This is a genomic window from Cardinium endosymbiont of Culicoides punctatus (assembly GCF_004354815.1).
Classification (GTDB): Bacteria; Bacteroidota; Bacteroidia; order Cytophagales; family Amoebophilaceae; genus Cardinium.
This window is the reverse complement of sequence record NZ_QWJI01000014.1, coordinates 15,449-34,881: the sequence shown is the minus strand read 5'-3', so window position 1 is coordinate 34,881 and position 19,433 is coordinate 15,449. Positions and strand designations below refer to the sequence as shown.

At 33.3% G+C, this 19,433-nt stretch carries 15 protein-coding genes and 2 tRNA genes; 13 read left to right on the top strand and 4 right to left on the bottom strand.

Going from position 1 to position 19,433, the window contains the following annotated elements; genetic code table 11:
* Positions 1–19 precede the first annotated feature (19 nt).
* Positions 20–1,165, top strand: a complete 1,146-nt coding sequence (locus CCPUN_RS02875) for a cysteine desulfurase family protein (protein WP_133282079.1) — start codon at positions 20–22, stop codon at positions 1,163–1,165.
* A 195-nt stretch (positions 1,166–1,360) separates the two neighbouring features.
* Entirely contained in the window at positions 1,361–2,269 is a 909-nt protein-coding gene (locus tag CCPUN_RS02870; protein WP_133282078.1) for an ankyrin repeat domain-containing protein, read from the top strand.
* A 117-nt stretch (positions 2,270–2,386) separates the two neighbouring features.
* Here CCPUN_RS02870 and CCPUN_RS02865 read toward each other — a convergent pair whose 3' ends face one another.
* From CCPUN_RS02865 to CCPUN_RS02850, 4 genes are all read right to left on the bottom strand, one after another.
* Positions 2,387–3,418: an ankyrin repeat domain-containing protein gene (locus CCPUN_RS02865; protein ID WP_133282077.1), complete on the bottom strand. Its 1,032-nt coding sequence runs from the start codon at positions 3,416–3,418 to the stop codon at positions 2,387–2,389.
* Positions 3,419–3,675: 257 nt separating this feature from the next.
* On the bottom strand, positions 3,676–4,011 hold the full coding sequence (locus CCPUN_RS02860; RefSeq protein WP_165941919.1) for an FKBP-type peptidyl-prolyl cis-trans isomerase: 336 nt from the start codon (positions 4,009–4,011) through the stop codon (positions 3,676–3,678).
* Positions 3,999–4,724 carry a hypothetical protein gene (locus CCPUN_RS02855; RefSeq protein WP_133282075.1) on the bottom strand — a complete coding sequence of 242 codons (726 nt, stop codon included), beginning with the start codon at positions 4,722–4,724 and terminating at the stop codon, positions 3,999–4,001. Before CCPUN_RS02855 ends, CCPUN_RS02860 begins: the two co-directional genes overlap by 13 nt.
* A gap of 6 nt (positions 4,725–4,730) precedes the next feature.
* Positions 4,731–5,762 (bottom strand): DHH family phosphoesterase, encoded by a 1,032-nt coding sequence (locus CCPUN_RS02850; RefSeq protein ID WP_240034344.1) that lies wholly within the window; start codon positions 5,760–5,762, stop codon positions 4,731–4,733.
* A gap of 799 nt (positions 5,763–6,561) precedes the next feature.
* Here CCPUN_RS02850 and CCPUN_RS02845 point away from each other — a divergent pair.
* The 11 genes from CCPUN_RS02845 (at position 6,562) to lnt (ending at position 19,417) form a co-directional block, all read left to right on the top strand.
* The gene (locus CCPUN_RS02845; RefSeq protein ID WP_133282073.1) at positions 6,562–8,466 is read left to right on the top strand and encodes an AAA family ATPase; all 1,905 of its coding nucleotides are present in this window, start codon (positions 6,562–6,564) and stop codon (positions 8,464–8,466) included.
* A gap of 315 nt (positions 8,467–8,781) precedes the next feature.
* Complete coding sequence (locus CCPUN_RS02840) at positions 8,782–10,506, top strand: ABC transporter substrate-binding protein (protein WP_133282072.1); 1,725 nt, start codon at positions 8,782–8,784, stop codon at positions 10,504–10,506.
* 406 nt (positions 10,507–10,912) lie between these two features.
* Positions 10,913–11,482: a phosphatase PAP2 family protein gene (locus CCPUN_RS02835; protein ID WP_133282071.1), complete on the top strand. Its 570-nt coding sequence runs from the start codon at positions 10,913–10,915 to the stop codon at positions 11,480–11,482.
* A gap of 110 nt (positions 11,483–11,592) precedes the next feature.
* Positions 11,593–11,674 (top strand) — tRNA-Leu (locus CCPUN_RS02830).
* A 77-nt stretch (positions 11,675–11,751) separates the two neighbouring features.
* Positions 11,752–11,826: transfer RNA gene (locus tag CCPUN_RS02825), tRNA-Val, on the top strand.
* A gap of 105 nt (positions 11,827–11,931) precedes the next feature.
* Positions 11,932–12,759: a M23 family metallopeptidase gene (locus CCPUN_RS02820; protein WP_133282070.1), complete on the top strand. Its 828-nt coding sequence runs from the start codon at positions 11,932–11,934 to the stop codon at positions 12,757–12,759.
* Positions 12,760–12,763: 4 nt separating this feature from the next.
* Complete coding sequence (locus CCPUN_RS02815; protein WP_133282069.1) at positions 12,764–13,237, top strand: bactofilin family protein; 474 nt, start codon at positions 12,764–12,766, stop codon at positions 13,235–13,237.
* Positions 13,238–13,276: 39 nt separating this feature from the next.
* Positions 13,277–14,491, top strand: a complete 1,215-nt coding sequence (fabV, locus tag CCPUN_RS02810; protein WP_133282094.1) for an enoyl-ACP reductase FabV — start codon at positions 13,277–13,279, stop codon at positions 14,489–14,491.
* A gap of 79 nt (positions 14,492–14,570) precedes the next feature.
* Complete coding sequence (gene rfbD / locus CCPUN_RS02805; RefSeq protein WP_133282068.1) at positions 14,571–15,467, top strand: dTDP-4-dehydrorhamnose reductase; 897 nt, start codon at positions 14,571–14,573, stop codon at positions 15,465–15,467.
* Positions 15,468–15,686: 219 nt separating this feature from the next.
* Positions 15,687–17,543 carry an AAA family ATPase gene (locus CCPUN_RS02800; protein WP_133282067.1) on the top strand — a complete coding sequence of 619 codons (1,857 nt, stop codon included), beginning with the start codon at positions 15,687–15,689 and terminating at the stop codon, positions 17,541–17,543.
* A gap of 197 nt (positions 17,544–17,740) precedes the next feature.
* Positions 17,741–19,417 (top strand): apolipoprotein N-acyltransferase, encoded by a 1,677-nt coding sequence (gene lnt, locus CCPUN_RS02795; RefSeq protein WP_133282066.1) that lies wholly within the window; start codon positions 17,741–17,743, stop codon positions 19,415–19,417.
* The last annotated feature ends 16 nt before the right edge of the window (positions 19,418–19,433 follow it).

The window sequence follows — 19,433 nt, the reverse complement described above, 5'->3', positions numbered from 1 at the left end:
TTTAACTACCGTTTAGCTTATGGATCTTTATTTAGATAATGCAGCTACGACCTCATTAGACCCAGAAGTTTTAGAAAGTATGATGCCATATATGATAAATTTTTGCGGTAACCCCTCCTCTATTCATCGGCATGGCTGTCGTGCTAAAGCAGCTATAGAAAAAAGCAGGAAAAAAATAGCTTCCTTATTCCAGGTTACCCCTTCTGAAATATTATTCACTTCTGGAGGAACAGAAGGAAACAACATGCTACTAACTGGAGTTGTAGAAGGCATGAAGATTTCCCATGTTTTAACATCCCCATTGGAACACCTTTCTGTTCGTATGCCTTTAGAAAGACTAGCCAATCAAGGAAAAATCACTTTAACCTATACAAGTGTTACCAACACAGGAGACATTATCTTAGAGGAAGTAGAAAGTTGGCTACAAAATCATAACCATGCACTAGTAAGCTTTATGCAGGTTAACCATGAAATTGGCAATATTATTGACCTTCAGAAGGTCAGCAAACTTTGTCAACAACATAATGCATTATTACATTCAGATACTATACAAAGCATCTATTGTTTGAGTGACAATTTTAGTGATCCATTGGTACAACTTGCAGTTGGCTCTGCACACAAAATACATGGCCCTAAAGGTATAGGATTTGTCTATGTGGATTCAAAAATATCATCCATTACACCACTTATTTATGGAGGTAGCCAAGAGTTAAATATGCGTGGGGGCACTGAAAATGTTGCATCGATCATCGGTATGGCTAAAGCACTGGAAATTACTTTCCGTGATAGATTAAAAATAGCAGACCACTTGGTTACCATAAAAAAATATATGATTGCCTTATTGAAAAAACAAATTCCGAACATAGTGTTTAACGGTAATAGCGAAAGCTTAATACAAAGTAGCCCTACTATGCTAAATATATCTTTACCATCTTTAGATCATAAAGATATGCTCATTTATAACTTAGATATTCATGGAATCTCAGCTTCAACAGGTAGCGCCTGTACAAGTGGTAGTAACATAGGTTCGCAAGTAATAACGGCATTACAAAAAGGCGATAGTCATGCCATACGTTTTTCTTTTAGTAAGCATACAACACATTTAGAAATAGAGAAAACGGTCGAAGTGCTTACTAAACTCTATCAGAAAGGCAACTTACAGTAATATGGCTGATACAACTTACAAAATCAGTACTTCCGCAAACTTAGTCAATTGTTTATTCCATTATATATTAAACTTCTACCAAAAAATCTTGTTTTTATTAAAAATGTTTAATAATATTGCTCTCCTTTCGATGGCGTATATAGGTTCTTGATATTTTTTTAGTTTAATACTAAAAAAGTTTAATGGCTTTTAATTATGAGACAGAATAGAAAATTCCGCATTATCATAAATAGATGTACTCAGATATATTTACTTTTGATATTTCTTGCTAGCAATTGCAAACAAAATACAGAGCACACCTTAATACACACAAAAAAAACAAGAGCACATGCTTACCCAGATGAAAACATTATAAATGCCCAAAGTATAATTGAACAACAAAATAGTTCTGCACATAACGTTTATGATGCCAAAACACAAGCAATAACACTACAACAAAATACACCAAGTCAAAATTCATCCAAAAAACAACATTACGCGTCAATTCCAACTTTGGTAGAAAACGATGAAGAATCACACAATAATAACAAAAAAAATGAATGGACACCTTTTTTAGTATGTACTTTTATTGCCAAATGTAAAAAAAATGTATTTGTGAAATACAATTTCAATGACGAAGAATGGGATAGCCCTAAAAGACGTTTTAGAGGGGTGGTATACGCATGCCTTTTTATTCTAGAACCTAGAAAAACAGAACCAAAGTATTCATTTCATGAAGGAGTACAAATGAATAAAATTCAACTAGTTCAATTACTATTGTATAGAGGTTATGATATAAATGCAAAAGATATAAATGATATGACCGGGCTACATTATGCAGTAACATGTAATCGTACAGAAATGGTTGAAATACTATTACACTTTGGAGCAACAGTAGATGTATTAAATGAAGAAGGACATACTCCGCTACATTGTGCAATAATATGGAAACGTAAAGAAATAATTCAAAAACTATTATCTCATGGAGCTAGTATAACACAATTAGACAATCAAGATTTAACCCCATTAGATTATGTAACAACTCCCTGTCTAGGTAAGGAGCAAGAGATAATGGAAATACTCTTAAATAGCTCAGAAGGAAATAAACCAGACAACGCAACATAACGAGTCAGATCTTTTGAAGCGTTTGTGTAAATATACATAATGCTCATTTAAAGAGTCTTTTTCAAAGGCTCAATCATCTAGAACTAACGGGCTAGATCCCATATCTGTTATGTCTATTTATAGGGCTTTACTTTCCTGTAATAATAATTGGATAATCGTGTTATTACCTTTACTATTAGCATAGTGTAGTGGTGTTTGTTTGTTGCAATCTTGCAGATTAGGATTTGCATTTTTTTCTAATAACGCCTGAACTATAGCGGTATTTTCCTTTATAACAGCAGCAAGATGTAGTGGTGTTCGTTTGTATCGGTCTTGCAGATTAGGATTTGCATTTTTTTCTAATAATGCCTGAACTATAGCAGTATTTTCCTTTATAACAGCAGCAAGATGTAGTGGTGTTTGTTTGTATCGGTCTTGCAGATTAGGATTTGCATTTTTTTCTAATAATGCCTGAACTATAGCAGTATTTTCCTTTATAACAGCAGCAAGATGTAGTGGTGTTTGTTTGTATCGGTCTTGCAGATTAGGATTTGCATTTTTTTCTAATAATGCCTGAACTATAGCAGTATTTTCCTTTATAACAGCAGCAAGATGTAGTGGTGTTTGTTTGTATCGGTCTTGCAGATTAGGATCTGCATTTTTTTCTAATAATGCCTGAACTATAGCAGTATTTTCCAACATAACAGCAAGATGTAGCAGTGTTTGTTGATTGCAATCTTTGTGATTTATTTCTACGGCTTCTTTTAATAGTATTTGAATAGCTTCATTAATTTTAGCTAAATCAGAAGATGAGCCACTGGATTTTAGGATTCTTTTTATAAGGTAGAAGAGTGGTGTATTGTTATCCTTGTCTTTTGCATTTACATCAGCTCCCTTCTCTATTAATGTTTTTATAATTGTAATACCATTTTTTTCTGTACAGTAGTAACAGGCCCAGTGTAAAGGAGTCGCTAGATCTTTATCTGGCTTATTTAGATTTTTATTGTCACCTATTAAATACTTTTTAACCTTTATGTGATTCCCTTGTTTCACAGCTGTGTGTATGGATACGTCACTTGGTTTTTCTCCATTGCGTTGGCAATTGCTTGCTTGTGTGCACAGTAGAATAACAGATAAAAATTTTTGTATGTAATGTCTATTGTATTTCATAAAATCCTTTTCCTTCGAAGGAAGGGACTATATTTATCTATGCACATATTGATTATATAGAAGCATTGAAATCGATTCTTAAATAATATGTTGATTTATTAAAGACCAATCATTTTTTATTAAATTTAATAAAAACACCCATATATTTTCTACTGTAAAGTATTTTCTAGAAGTCAATATCATTGTTAATAAGCTTCTTCTGACAGTCCTATTAACATATATAAATTATGTAATTATTTTTACATATATCTTATGTACTATTCAGCATCCTTTGCTTTTTGGGAAGCCTCCTCCTTGGATGAATAGACATCAACAACTTCTACTTCAAATATTAATACGGAATTCGCAGGTATTACATTACCTATAGATTGATCTCCATAGGCCAAGGTAGAGGGTATAAAAAAACGTGCTTTTTCATTTTTCTTGAGTAATAACAATCCCTCATCCCATCCTGGGATAACATTTCCAGTACCCACTTGAAACACAAATGGTTGATAGTCTCTTTGTGGATTATACATATTATTTTCTTTTGCAACGTCTATGATGCTTGTATCAAAAACAGTGCCATCCAATAGCCGTCCTATATAATGCACTTTAACCATTTGATATTGGGTAACAGGAGGCCTTGAGAAGGCTGATCAATACTATAAAAAAGCCCATATGCTGTTGAAAGGGCCTGGATCGTATTGCTCTTTAAATAGTCTGCAATTTTTTGTTTATCTTTCTCTGTTTGTTCTGCTCGTTGTTCTGCTCTTTTCTTTTCCATTATTTCTATCCGTTCTTCTTTGCTCATAATCTTATCTATTTCTATATCTGCTGTTAATTCATCATTTTCCTTTAATTCAAAGTGCGTTAATATACGTTCTAAATCTTCAGGCTTTTGTGGCTGAAAAAAGTATGCTGGAGAAAATTTAAAAATTACCCGTTGTTTTTCTTCAACCATACCTATCATTTCTTTTATAGCTTTATTTTGCAGATCATCACTAAATGGTAATATAAATGGCTGGGGTTCATCAAGAGAATTTATGAAAATAGATGATTTCCTAGAGGGTTTATCTTTTTCCTCTTTTTTTTGCTTGTTGGCTGATTCTTTTATTATTATGGATAACTGTACCCATTCTCCTTCTTTGGCTTTTCTTCCATTTCCTATCCTCTTTGCCTTATAGGAAAGACCAGACGAAGTAGTAGAAAAAGGATAGAAAAATCTATAGGCTTGATGATTCAATAAAGCAAAAAATGCAACCAACAAGAGCACAAAGGCAATAACTATAGGTGTTGTATTAACTGAATCAACTCTTTTTTCCATTTTAAACTATTGATGATTTAAATTAAATAGACCACTTTTTAACAATTTTTCAAGCTGATCTACTGTCTCTGTTAAACTTAACTTCGAAAATCCTCCCGCAGCATTTTTATGCCCTCCACCGTTAAAGTATTTTTTTGCAATGAGGTTAGCTGGCACATCTGCAACAGATCTTAAGGAAAGATATACATTATCATCTTTCTCTTTCAAGACAGCGGCCAACAACGTACCTTCTAAGGACAGTGCGTAATCTGCAAGACCTTCTGTATCTCCACATTGGAGCTCATATCTTTTATAGTCTTCTTTTTGAATAACAAAGTATGCTGCATGTAATTCTGGAAGAACGACAAGCCTTTGACTAATAGCGAAACTAAAAAAGTTTAGCCTATTTAAAGATTTATTATCATAAATGAGCCGCTGTATTTCAAAAGCATTTAACCCACTATCCATTAAATCTGCTGCAATTCGGTGTGTTTTTGCTGTTGTGTTTGGATTCTTAAAGGAATTGGTATCTGTTACAAGGCCTGTATACAAACAAGTAGCAATAGCAGGGGTTAGTTTTTCTTTTTCACCCAATGCCTCAAATACCTGGAATAGCACTTCTGCACTAGCCGCTGCCTTTGGATCCCAAAAGAAAAGGTCGGCAAAGTCCTCCGGTTCTGTATGATGGTCAATAACAACCTTGAATGCATTGGATTGTTTTAATATAAATTCTGCTGCTCTTAAGCGATTGGCTGATGAAAAGTCAACACAAAAAAGCAAATCAACATTTCCTAACTGTTCTAGCAAGGCTTCTTGCGTATGATTTTCTGCAATGATTACCGATTTTATTTCTGGTAACCAAGATAGAAAAGTAGGATATTCTGTTGGGGAAATGATATTTACGTAATGACCTTGTCCCTTTAGAAACAATGTTAAAGCCAATCCAGTTCCAAGTGCATCACCATCAGGATTGGTATGCATAATGACTGCAATCCGTTTAGGATTGGTCAATTTCTCTTTTAAAATAGATATATCATACATAGAAAAGCAATCTAGCAAAAGTTTAGGTTACAAAAAAATTAATATGCATTAAAAACACATGAACTAATTGTTAAATCAAAATTTGGCACCTGTTTATTATTTCCAGGACTTTCGCACAATAGATACTTAGACGTACATTTTTAGATATGGTTATATTTAATAATTTTGATAATCAGTAAAAATTAATATTTGGCTATTTTATAGCCTAGTCTGTACACAGTGTTTTCAACTAAAAGTACGAAAATACTGTTGGTATAAGAACGATCGATATCTATTATGTAATATATAAATAATTGCTACCTTGTTCATCTTCTACGATAATATCGTAACTACCAAGGTACCCTGTGTGCTGCATACAACTGCTTTTATTTTTATAGTTGATTTGTAATGAAATATAAAATTCGTGGTAAAAATTTTGGTAGCATATTTTCCGATATGTTAAAATTGATAAAAATATTTATATTTAACAATCAGTTTTTTACAAAAATTTAAAAAAGACACCTGGGAAATTACTAATTTTTTATATTCTACTCTCTTTAGCAAACAGGTATTTATCTACTAAACATTTTTATATATTTATGCAGTGACTAAAATATATAACACGATCTGTCTTAAAGAGCAATAACGATACGTTGCTTACCGTTCATGTAGTCTTCTTTTTGTACTGCCTACATAGCTCATTAAGACATAAAGACATATCGAGCGGTAAAAAAACAAATGCTCTAAAAAATGGTTTTCCAAAAAAAACAAAAGTATTAATGCAGTATTACTGTGTCTTATACTATCTTTATTTTCATGTAAAGCAAATAAGTATGGTATGAATCAAGATCAAAAAGACTTAAAAAATAAAAGACCATTAGAAGAGGTAGAAATAGGTTCTGATAGTAAAAGACAGAAACTAGAATACACAGGAATTTTACCTATTGGTAAATCTAGCATTGAAGCTGTGATTAAGTCAGGATATTATGTAGATAAAACAAAACATGCTGAAACGTTATTTAAAGAAGAAGCTACTGTGTTTCTATCCCGTCCCCGTAGATTTGGTAAATCCTTATTTGTTAGCACATTAGAAGAAATAGCTAAAGGAAACAAAGAGCTATTTCAAGATTGCGATATCTATAATAAAACTAACTATAATTGGAAGAAGTATCCTGTCATTAGGGTGGATTTTTCAAAAATAGATAATAATAACTCAGAATCGGTTAAATATACTCTTATAAATAGGTTGTATGATATTGCTTGTGCATACAATATAAAAATTGATAGTCCTACAGAAAAAACTTTTATTAAAGATTATACAATAAATTTAATTAATAAACTAATTTTAAAATTCACAGAACTTAAAAAGACTGATTCAAGTTACGAGCCTAAAGTAGTCGTCCTGGTAGACGAATATGATGCACCGTTTATCAATCAATCAGATCCCATTATAAAAGAAGAAAACTGTTTGATTGTACGAGAGTTTTTAACGGTCATTAAAAGCCTTACTTCTAATAACTTTATTAAGTTAGAATTTGTTACAGGCGTTAGTGCTTACTGTTTTAAAGAATGTCAATCTGGTCCTAATAATTTAGATGACATTACTTTAGATCAAGATTATGAAACTGTAGCTGGTTATAGAGAAGAAGATTTATTACAGGAAGGTTCTGCTTATATCAAACGTATAGATGAATTAGCAAAAAGAAAAAGAGTAAGCAGAGATGTATTTGTAAGCAAGATGCGTTCTAAGTATAATGGGTATCAATTTGCTGTTGAAGAAGATACCGTTGAAGAACATGCAGCTGAAGAACATCACATTCCCGTTTCCGTATATAATCCTTGGTCTACACTAAAGTTTTTAAAACATGGTAGACTAAACAACTATTGGTATAATTCAGGAACGCCTACTTTCTTAACTAAGAATATTGATGATTCCTATTTTGACATAGATTTTAGTCAAAATATTATTTCTACAGAGGAAAAATTAATTAGTCCTAAAGAAGGTCAATTAGATATGATTGGTAAAATGTTCCAATCTGGGTATCTAACTATTGATAAGTATAAAGAATTATCAGATGAAGAAAAAGAGATATGGGAAAAAGGATGGAGTTCAGATACCAGACCCTTATTAGTAACATTCCCTAATGATGAAGTAAAAGATTCTTTCTATAATTCTTTATCGGAAGAAATTGAGCAATCTTTACAGAAAAACTTAAGAAAAGAAGCATACGATATTCCAAGTAAAGTAAACACAGCACTATCTAACGTAGATATAGATGAATTTGTAAAAATTGCTCAATCTCTATTTTCAGGTATACCTTTCAATTTGTCTCAGCAAAGACAAAATAAGAATGAATCTTATTACCATACAGTACTGCATACTATATTGGAGTGCTCATATATGGAACCAAAAAGTGAAGATTCTACCAATCAGGGTAAGATAGATATTGTTTTAAATTCATTACCTCATGTTACATATATTTTAGAGTTAAAACACGATTCAAGTGCAGATGTAGCTATGGATCAAATAGACAATAAATCTTATAAAGATAAATTCCTTACTAAAGGTAAAGGTATTGTGACGATAGGTATCAATTTTGATAGTAGTAAAGAAAAACGTAACATTGTCCATCATAAGTACAAATTATATGATGAATCAGGAAATGAAATATTAGATAGAAATGATTTTCTAGATTATATAAAGAACAAGAAAAGTCGTATAAGAGACACTAGACACGGATAACAAACATTTTACATAATCTATTCAAAAGCCTCGCCTCGTGCCATATACAGCTTTTAACTAAAAATGCGAAAGGCCTGATTTTTGCGGTTTATTTTATAAAATGTCGTAATTAAGTTAACATGATTTTTAAATATTCAAAATTATTTCTATTTTAAACCTGAAAAAACAACGGATTGTTTCAATAATAAGATTATTATATGTACTGCATGGCTTGTCATGTATGATGTTAAAAGAAAAAATGGAAATCTTTAGTATGCTTTATTACACGGATTTGTTTTTGAAGGGCATTTTTTAACACCAAACCTAATCTTAGCTATGAATAAATTTGTGAGATATCTATTGTTTCTTGCCGTATTGCTTACATTGGTCATCAATTTTTGGCCTAAACAAGAAGGGAAAAATACGGAAAAAGTACTTAACTTGTCCCTTGACAGTAAAGTTGATGGTATGGATCCAGCAACAGTAACAAGCCTCTATGCTACTCAACTGACTGGAAAGGTTTATGAAAATTTGTTGGAATATCATTATCTAAAAAGGCCTAGCGAACTTATACCAAACTTGGCGGAATCTATGCCAACTGTGTCTGAAGATGGGTTAACCTATACTTTTTCCATAAAAAAAGGAGTCTATTTTCATGATAATGTTTGTTTTCCTAATGGAAAAGGGAAAGAACTAACCGCTGAGGACTTTGTCTATACCTTTAAAAGAATTGCAGACCCAGCAGTGCGCTCTCCTCATTTTGATCAGCTTGCAAATTCTATAAAAGGATATAGGGCATTTAATAAGCATGTGGTGATCCATAAAGGGGATTATAGCTACCCTGTTGAAGGTATCAAGGCCTTGGATAGATATACGTTACAATTTACCCTGATTACAAAACATCCAATATTTTTGCATGCATTAGCAAGGGCTTCTACTAGTGTAGTAGCTAAAGAGGCAGTGGAATACTATGGAGATGCCTTTGTAAATCATCCAGTAGGTACGGGGCCTTTTACATTAGACCATTTTAACGCACAAAGTAACAAAATTGTTTTTAGTAAAAACAAAAATTTTAGAGAAAAATATTACCCTACAGATGCATCACCAGCATTGCAACATATGTTAGGCCCAGCTGGTAAAAAGGTGCCATTTCTTGATAAAATTATTTACCATGTTATGCACGAAGAACAACCACGTTGGTTGCAGTTCAAAAACAAAGTAATAGATTGCGTTGAAGTTGTAAGTACCTATACACAACAGGTATTTGAAAATGGGACATTAAAACAAGAACTCAAGCAGCAAGGTGTCTCTTTAGTTGAAGAAGCCTGTTCAAGCATGTATTATATAGGCTTTAATTGTTTAAAAAAGCCTTTAGATAATCAGAAATTGCGTCAAGCTATGTCATTGGCTTTTGATAGGGAGGCCTACAATAAACTTTTTTGCGATGGACTGGGTATTATATATCCATCTTTTATACCCAGTTCTTTTGTGGGATATAATCCAGAACTGGTAAACCCCTATATAACCTATGATCTAGAAAAAGCCAGACAATATTTGGCAGATGCGGGTTACCCAAATGGCAAAGGACTACCTACACTTACAGTAAATACTTCCATAGCGACTAAGCATAGAATACAATTGGAGTTTTTTGCAAAGTGCATGGATAAGCTGGGTATTAAAGTAGAGATCCAACAATCTACTTTCCCCGAATTATTAAAAAAACTTTTAGAAAAAGATTATTTGATATCGAAACTAGGCTCAATAACTGATTTTCCAGATGCATCAGATTTTTTTTGTGGATTGCGGTTTAAAACCGTAGGTGGTGGAATACATATGGAAGATCCAACATTTGATAAATTGTATGATCAAGCTGTACAAATGGAGGATTTCCCAGAAAAAACAGCAGCATATGAAAAATTAAATGGAATGTTGGTAGAAACGATGCCCGCATTATTGCTACCCGCGCTTCCTGAGTATATGCTGGTGCACAAACGTGTAAAGAACTATGCAATAGACCTATATTCACGTGGAGCAGAACAATATGTAGATGTAGACCCATAAAATCGTATATTCCGTTCATGGCTGCATTAGACCTGTTGCGTAAGTCAGCCCGGTAAAAATTCAGGTTTCTACATATTAGGATTTGAACATAAACGGCCAAAATAAAGACAAAATATCATATTATTTGTCATTTTATAATGAAGAAAAATGGATTTTAGAGTAGATTTTAATCTGCTTCAGTGGGCCGAGGACTTACGCAACAGGTCTATTTCATATAAAGCAATATGAGCGTAGACAGTCACCTGCGTAAATGAATATCATGGATTCCATGAATTTTTGCTTGCTTTCTTGTTCCTAAAAAATAATGACTATTCGGACCAGTCAGTTACTAGCACACTAGGTATTTTCCATACGTGTTAGTTTTGGGAAAATAGTTTAGAACCAACTAATTACGCTGTAATAAACGATGCAAATTTTTTTTAATGAGTTAGATAAAGCATTGTTTTTAATACTAAACCAATGCCACCATCCCATTTTTGACCATTTTTTTAGACACATTACAACGGTTTATTTCTGGGTGCCTTTGTATATTTTTTTGTTCTTCTTCATAAAAAACAGACTGGGTTGGCCAGGTGTGCTTTTTTTTACAGCAACTATTGTTATTTCAGATCAATTTTCTGCATCCGTCTGTAAACCATTTTTTGCAAAATATCGCCCCTGTTATCAGATAGATATTTCATTGCTGCATCTTGTGGGGGATCATGAAGGGCTATATGGATTCCCATCTTCTCATGCCAGCAATACCTTTTCCTTTTCAATGATTTTTTGGGAAACTTTTAAGCCAAAATATAGGTATGCTTTCCTTTTTTTTATTTGGGCGACCATTATTTCTTATGGTCGCATATATGGAGGTATGCATTATCCACTAGACATTCTTTGTGGAGCCATATTAGGTATTGGCATAGGTATACTAAGCCATCAGTTCTATAAAAGAAGTAGATGGTGGAAGCACGATGTCACATCAAAGATAACGTAAGCTTCGCTATACATTCAGTTTGGCACAAGCGCTAATATTTATTAACTTGCTTTAAGTTTAGTTGTTTTTACGTTCTAAAATAAAGAAGCGTCAAAACTATTTTGTCTTTTGCACACATGGTGAAATTGGTATACACGCCATCTTGAGGGGGTGGTGCCTTCGGGTGTGGGGGTTCGACTCCCCCTGTGTGCACGCTGACTTACCTATTTATGAGAGCTAAAACTATTGATTAAATGTAAAAGAAAGAGATTTAATTCTTTTTTCTATTTGGGTGGTTAGCTCAGTTGGTTTAGAGCATTCCGTTGACATCGGAAAGGTCGTTGGTTCGAGTCCAATACTGCCCACATGCTTGGTAGTAAATTTAGTGATTCAAAATATTGAACGCTAGCTGATAATTATTGTTGAATAAGTCAAAAACTGATTGATCGTTGGGTATATATAGAAAAATTTTGAATGGGTTTGAAAGTCGTTACCAGCTGATTATTCGAAACGTGGAAAATTTTGCAGAATATGTAACGGCCCCTTTTAGTTATGCAACCATAATAATACTAGTTTGTTTATGGTTCTTTGGAAGCCTTTCTCTTGGGCTCTTTCTAGCCAAAACCGTTTTATCCAAGTGGATGAATCCTACCTATATAGAGATGGAAAACCAAAAGAAAATACTCTGTTTGGCTACCACAGTAGAGGAGCTAGAACAACAAATTGAATCACAAACAAAGTTTATTGAAATACTCCAAAATGTTATTCAAGGAACAACTAAACAATCTGCTACTACCACAAAAATCGATACCGTATCATCAGCAACTGATATGCATGATGCAGTAAAAAAAGACCATGCACCAGCCATTCAAGCATCTATCCCAAAACAAACGGTGGCAACGTTCCAAGTATCTGCATTGCAAAAACATCCAAGTTTATTTTTCCCTCCTATAAAAGGGATGGTTACAGAGTCATTTAATCAAAAAAGTGGCCATTATGGAGTAGATATTGTTGCAAAAGATAAGGAACCGATTAAAGGAATAGCGACAGGAATAGTTATTTTTGCTGATTGGTCAGTAGAAACAGGGTGGGTTATAGCTATTCAACATCATAATAATTTGGTTTCAATTTGTAAACACTGTTCCGTTTTATTTAAAAAAGTTGGTAACTTAATTAGAGCAGGTGATGTAATTGCACTTATGGGAAACTCTGGGGAAATTTCTACAGGTCCACATCTCCACTTTGAGCTTTGGAATGAAGGTATTCCATTAAATCCTGAGGAATTTATTAAATTCTAGAAAAATGTTTAATAACAAAATCAATAAAGATAGAAATCCTGTGACAGTTAGTAATATTATAGGGCAAGGATCAAACCTTGAGGGAAATATCAGTGCTACGGGAAATATACGTATAGAAGGAAAGATAACTGGCGGTATTCAAACAAAAGCAAAAGCAGTTTTGAGTCATACGGCACAAGTACAGGGCAATATTTTTGCGCAGAATGCTGAAATTGGTGGGGAAGTGAGAGGAACGATAGAAGTGGTAGAGCTACTTGTATTGAAATCAACAGCTGTGGTATTCGGTGATATTATTGCTAGTAAATTAGTTTTTGAAGAGGGTGCTTGTTTTGATGGGAAATGCAAAATGGGCAAAAATAAACCACAGCAAAATGAACCAGTTACGCCTGATGCTTCTTTATATGATACCTCCTACGATGCTAAGCATTTTCTTAGTGAAGAGGATCCTATAGAAGATGTTGCTAACATGGGGAAATAAAAATTAAAGCCACACTGAAATAAAGCAATATATATGAACATGTTTATAGAACCTAAAATACGTGGCTTTATATGTACTACAACCCATCCAGCGGGGTGTTTTAAAAATACATTAGATCAAATTAAATATGTAACCAATCAGCATCCTATTAGAAAAGGACCCAAAAAGGTGCTGATTATTGGCGCATCTACAGGTTATGGTATGTCTAGTAGGATAGTAACGGCTTTTGGTGCTAAAGCTGAAACGATAGGTATTTTCTTTGAACGACCAGCAGACAGCAGGCGGACTGCTTCTGCTGGTTGGTACAATACTGCTGCATTTGAGCAAGCCGCTGGTCAAGCAGACCTCTATGCAAAAAGCATTAATGGTGATGCTTTCTCCAATAGCATTAAAGACGAAACTATTGACCTTATCAAACGAGATTGGGGAGGTGGAGTGGATCTTGTAGTATATAGCCTGGCATCTCCACGGCGTACCCATCCTAAAACAGGAACGCTCTTTAACTCAGTTTTAAAACCTATTGGAGAAGCTTACACTAGTAAAACCATTGATATAATGTCTGGTCAAATTTCAGACATCCATATTGATCCAGCAACCCCTAAAGAAGTAGAGCATACTGTTGCAGTTATGGGAGGCGAAGACTGGATGATGTGGATAGATGCTTTACTAGATGCAAAGCTACTGGCACCAGGAGTAAAAACAGTGGCTTATTCCTATATAGGCCCAGAGTTGACTCAGCCAATCTATTCCAGGGGTACTATTGGTCAAGCGAAAAAGCATTTAGAAGAAACCAGTAAGCTACTAACACAGAAACTTAGTGACACTTCTGGACAAGCTTTTATTTCTGTAAATAAAGCTTTGGTGACTCAGGCTAGTGCTGCTATACCTGTAGTCCCACTATACATATCGTTGCTATACAAGGTTATGAAAGAGAAAAATTTGCATGAAGGATGTATAGAGCAAATGTATCGGTTGTATGCAAATTTTTTATATAGACAAGATGGGCATGTACCAGTAGATACCGAAGGGTTAGTCCGCATCGATGATTGGGAGATGCGTGAAGATGTTCAACAAATGGTTTCAGAACTTTGGTCGGAAGTAAGTGTTGGAAATATAGATAAAATTACTGATCTTAAAGGATATAGACATGACTTTTACAAATTATTTGGGTTTTCTGTAGATGATATTGATTATCAAAATGAATGTATTGTAGATATTTCTATTCCTTCTTTAGTATTTAAAGAACGAGTGTAAAGTTCATGTTTCTGTATTACTGAAAACAAATAAGAAACGTCCTACAATAATATCCATTTGTGTACATAGTTTATTTTTTATGGATGCTGTTTTAATTACTGGTGCGAATGGTCTGTTAGGTTCCACATTACAGGATACTTTTAAATATCACAGATTAATCACTCCCCTTTATTGTAGTAAGTCAGATCTTGATATTACAGATACAGCTCAGTTAGAAGCCTATGTTACAAAACATCCTGTACGGTATATAATCAATTGTGCCGCCTATACAGATGTACAACGTGCAGAACAAGAAGTTAAAGCATGCTTTGAAGTAAATAGTATTGGCGCAGGTAATTTGGCTACATTGTCACGTAAATACAATATCCCACTTATTCATATTTCTACAGATTACGTTTTTGGTACAACATTAGGATGCCCATTGAAACCAAATGATCCTACTGAACCAGTGAATCAATATGGCCATTCTAAATTAGCGGGAGAAAAGTTAATTACAGAGATTGCAGAGCAATATTATATCATAAGAACATCTTGGTTGTATCATGAATGTGGTGATAATTTTTTCACTAGAATCATTGAGTCAGGGAAAAAAAATGAGACGATTCAAGTGCCCGATGATCAAATAGGAAGTCCCACATATGTAAGGGATTTAGCTGAAGCTATTGGAGAAGTGCTTAAGAAGATAAGCGATAATCACATAGCTTACTGTCCACCTGGAATCTATCACTACACCAATGAAGGTGTTGCCAGTTGGTATGATTTTGCCCATGCTATTTTGAGAAAAATTCCGACTTCTTCCACTTTGGTTCCTGTCTCATCATCACAAACGGATCATGTTAAGAGACCGTATTACAGCGTTTTGGATAAGTCTTCTTTTCGAGAAGTTTTTCTAAGGGAGATCCGCCATTGGGGACATAGCATGCATTCTTGTTTTGAACGATGGCATGCATATGATTATATGAAAAGATATCGATAATGAGCATGTTGCCAATTTTGTGTGTTTGGTGGTGGTTTAGTGTGTCAAGAACACAAAAGAGTAATCCGGTGTGATACGGTAAGAAATAGGGGGTGCGTAAAGTCAATAGACTTCTATGACATCATATATTTAAACCACCACTAAAAAAACAAAAATATTGACACGGTATTACTGTGTCTTATACTATCTTTATTTTCATGTAAAGCAAATAAGTATGGTATGAATCAAGATCAAAAAGACTTAAAAAATAAAAGACCATTAGAAGAGGTAGAAATAGGTTCTGATACTAAAAGACAGAAATTAACATACACAGGAATTTTACCTATTGGTAAATCTAACATTGAAGCTGTGATTAGGTCAGGATATTATGTAGATAAAACAAAACATGCTGAAACGTTATTTAAAGAAGAAGCTACTGTTTTTCTCTCCCGTCCCCGTAGATTTGGTAAGTCTTTATTTGTTAGCACATTAGAAGAAATAGCTAAAGGAAATAAAGAGCTATTTCAAGATTGCTATATCTATAATTCTGGTTATGATTGGAAGAAGCATCCTGTCATTAGAGTGGATTTTTCAAAAATAGATAATAATAACTCAGAATCAGTTAAATATACTCTTATAAATAGATTGTATGATATTGTTTGTGCATACAATATAAAAATTGATAGTCCTACAGAAAAAACGCTTATTAAAGATTATACAATAAATTTAATTAATAAACTAATTTTAAAATTCACAGAACTTAAAAAGACTGATTCAAGTTACGAACCTAAAGTAGTCATCCTGGTAGACGAATATGATGCACCGTTTATCAATCAATCAGATCCCATTATAAAAGAAGAAAACTGTTTGATTGTACGAGAGTTTTTAACGGTCATTAAAAGCCTTACTTCTAATAACTTTATTAAGTTAGAATTTGTTACAGGCGTTAGTGCTTACTGTTTTAAAGAATGTCAATCTGGTCCTAATAACCTAAAGGATATTACGCTTAGTAAAAATTATTCAGATATAGCTGGTTATAGGGAAAAAGAAGATTTACTACAGGAAGGTTCTGCCTATATTAAACGTATAGATGAATTAGCAAAAATAAAAAAAGTAAGCAGAGATACATTTGTAAGCAAGATGCGTTGCAAGTATAATGGGTATAAATTTACTGTTGGAGAAGGTACTATTCCGGTATATAATCCATGGTCTACCTTAAGGTTTTTAGAAGAGGGTAAACTAAATAACTATTGGTATAATTCAGGAACACCTACTTTCTTAACTAAAAGAGCTGATGATTCCTATTTTGATATAGATTTTAATGAAAATATTATTGCTACAGAGTACAAATTAACCAGTCCTAAAGAAAATGAATTAAGTATGATTGGTAAAATGTTCCAATCTGGTTATCTAACTATTGATAAGTATAAAGAATTATCAGATGAAGAAAAAAAGATATGGGACGAAGCATGGGATTCAGATACAAGACCCTTATTAGTAAAATTTCCTAATGATGAAGTAAGAGAGTCTTTTAAAGACTCATTATATGAAGAACTCAATGAAACAGTAAAATCAAAAGGTAAAACTAGCGAAGATAACTTAATAAATTTTCTGGTAGCAGTAGATATAGATGGTTTTATGTCTACTCTTGAATCTTCTTTTTCAAGTATTCCTTATTTCTTCTTTTTACAAGAACAAAATAAAAATGAAGCTTTTTACCATTCAGTGTTTCATGCTTTTTTAAGAGGAGCTAAACTAAATCCAGAAAGTGAAAAATGTTCTAATTTAGGAAGGATAGATATTGTTATTAACTCGATACCGAACATTACTTATCTATTTGAATTAAAACATGGACAAGATGCTCATACTGCAATAGAACAAACTCAAAATACTAAGTATATCCAACAGTATGTTCGTCAGAACAAGGATATTGTTGTTATAGGCATAAACTTTGATAGTGATAAACGTAATTTTAATGATTATAAGTGTAAATATTATGACTCAAAAGGAAATGAAATTTCTGATAGAGATGCTTTCTTAGATCATTTAGATGAACGTAAGAAAAGTCGTAATAGAGTTACTAGACAACGAGAATAAAAGAAGGAGGCTTTTGAAGAGATTGTGTAAATATACATAATTCATTTAAAATCTACCTGCAAATTTTATAAATTTGCATTGATTTCTTTTTTCTGGTTCTTAAATACAATTCCAGTCTTTAGGAAAAGTTTTTCATGAACCTTTATATTGAATTATTCAACTATTAAACATATACATAAAAATACCTATAAACTTCTATGCACCATTATGCAGCTTTTGTTCAATCTATTTTTTTAAATGAAAGAACTCATATTTCTCATACAGCCTATTTACTCACTTTATCTGTTTTAAGCAGTCTCTTTTTTTGGTTAGCCTGGTGCTCAGCTTGGTTTGGATGGTTACTATGTGTTGCTATCGTGCCTATCTTACTAATAGTAAGACACTATAATACACTGAACAAGCAAAAATCTTTTCTATGCTGTTTTTTTTATATTCTATTAACCCTATTTTTTTGGAACTGTGTAACCATTTGGTGGATCTCTAATGCTGCTTTTGCAGGTTTCATTTTTGTAGCTTTGTACAATACAATTTGCCTATCTATACCCTGGATTGTTTACTATTATATTCGAAAATGGTTTAAACCATACATAGCTTACATAGGACTTGTGACTTGTTGGTTGACACTGGAACATGCTCAACTTTCTTGGGAATCTTGGGAATTTACTTTCCCTTGGTTAAACCTAGGAAATGGTCTAGCTGGAATGGCCTATTGTATTCAATGGTATGCCTATACTGGAATTTTAGGAGGCTCCCTTTGGATCTTGGTTGCTAATATTATTAGTTACCATATATTGTTTGAACAATATACCTTTATGCTAGTGAAAATTTTTTTTTGCTGGTTATTTTTACCACTATGTATTAGCTTAGTAAGCTACTATAACTATAGTGATCAAGGTACTCATGTAGAAACGGTAGCTGTACAGCCTAACTTCGATAGCTATACAGAAAAAAGCACTACTTCTCCATTACATATCCCATATGAAGACCAAATAGATAGATTACTAAGCCTCTCTCAGAAAGGAATAACACCTAACACTTGTTTGGTTGCCTGGCCTGAATCGGCGATCGATTGCTGCCTCGAAGAGCAACATATAGATAATTATGTATGCATACAGCCCATACTGAAATTCCTAAAGAAACATAATAACTTACACCTTATATCAGGAGCCAGTTCATACCGTTCTTATGACATTGCCGATGCTTCAAAAACGGCAAAAAAAAGAGGTGCAAAATATATTGATTATTTTAATAGTGTTTTTTATTTCACATCTGGTAAAGAAGTAGCCATATATCACAAAACAAAAAGATTGCCATGTGCAGAATATATTCCATATTTTCACCTTTTTCCAAAAAAAATATTATCCTGGATCAAGCAAAAGTTTGCAGAAATTGGAGATATAGACCCCTGTTTAGGTAAGGGAGATGGAAGCAAAGTTTTTAAAATAAATCACCAAATAAAAGCTGTGCCAATTAACTGTTATGAATCCATTTATGGTGCTTTTGTAGGTAGTGCTGCAAAAAAAGGGGGGAATATATTCGTTGTGGTAACCAATGACAACTGGTGGGGCAATACGCCTATATATCATTATCATTTTCAGTATAGTCGGTTATTAGCTATAGCACATCGAAAAAGTGTGATTCGTGCTGCCAATACAGGTATTTGCGGATTCATTAACCAACGTGGAGATATCATAGCAGCAACGAAGCCCTTAGAACCCATTGCCATACGTCAAGTGCTTCAAGCAAATGATCAGATAGCTTTCTATACTTTATACGGTGATTATATTGGATACATAGCTTCATATAGTCTATTACTATTAATGCTTATTATATTTGCCTTGCAACTAGATAAAAAACCAAAACCTTTTTTATAAACGCATAAAAATAATA

What these genes read in the sequence shown, in the direction of transcription:
- CCPUN_RS02875 (WP_133282079.1), top strand. Translation starts at nt 20, where the DNA reads ATGGATCTTTATTTAGATAATGCAGCTACGACCTCATTAGACCCAGAA.
- CCPUN_RS02870 (WP_133282078.1), top strand. Translation starts at nt 1,361, where the DNA reads ATGAGACAGAATAGAAAATTCCGCATTATCATAAATAGATGTACTCAG.
- CCPUN_RS02865 (WP_133282077.1), bottom strand. Translation starts at nt 3,418, where the DNA reads ATGAAATACAATAGACATTACATACAAAAATTTTTATCTGTTATTCTA.
- CCPUN_RS02855 (WP_133282075.1), bottom strand. Translation starts at nt 4,724, where the DNA reads ATGGAAAAAAGAGTTGATTCAGTTAATACAACACCTATAGTTATTGCC.
- CCPUN_RS02845 (WP_133282073.1), top strand. Translation starts at nt 6,562, where the DNA reads ATGAATCAAGATCAAAAAGACTTAAAAAATAAAAGACCATTAGAAGAG.
- CCPUN_RS02840 (WP_133282072.1), top strand. Translation starts at nt 8,782, where the DNA reads ATGAATAAATTTGTGAGATATCTATTGTTTCTTGCCGTATTGCTTACA.
- CCPUN_RS02835 (WP_133282071.1), top strand. Translation starts at nt 10,913, where the DNA reads ATGCAAATTTTTTTTAATGAGTTAGATAAAGCATTGTTTTTAATACTA.
- CCPUN_RS02815 (WP_133282069.1), top strand. Translation starts at nt 12,764, where the DNA reads ATGTTTAATAACAAAATCAATAAAGATAGAAATCCTGTGACAGTTAGT.
- fabV (WP_133282094.1), top strand. Translation starts at nt 13,277, where the DNA reads ATGTTTATAGAACCTAAAATACGTGGCTTTATATGTACTACAACCCAT.
- rfbD (WP_133282068.1), top strand. Translation starts at nt 14,571, where the DNA reads ATGGATGCTGTTTTAATTACTGGTGCGAATGGTCTGTTAGGTTCCACA.
- CCPUN_RS02800 (WP_133282067.1), top strand. Translation starts at nt 15,687, where the DNA reads ATGAATCAAGATCAAAAAGACTTAAAAAATAAAAGACCATTAGAAGAG.
- lnt (WP_133282066.1), top strand. Translation starts at nt 17,741, where the DNA reads ATGCACCATTATGCAGCTTTTGTTCAATCTATTTTTTTAAATGAAAGA.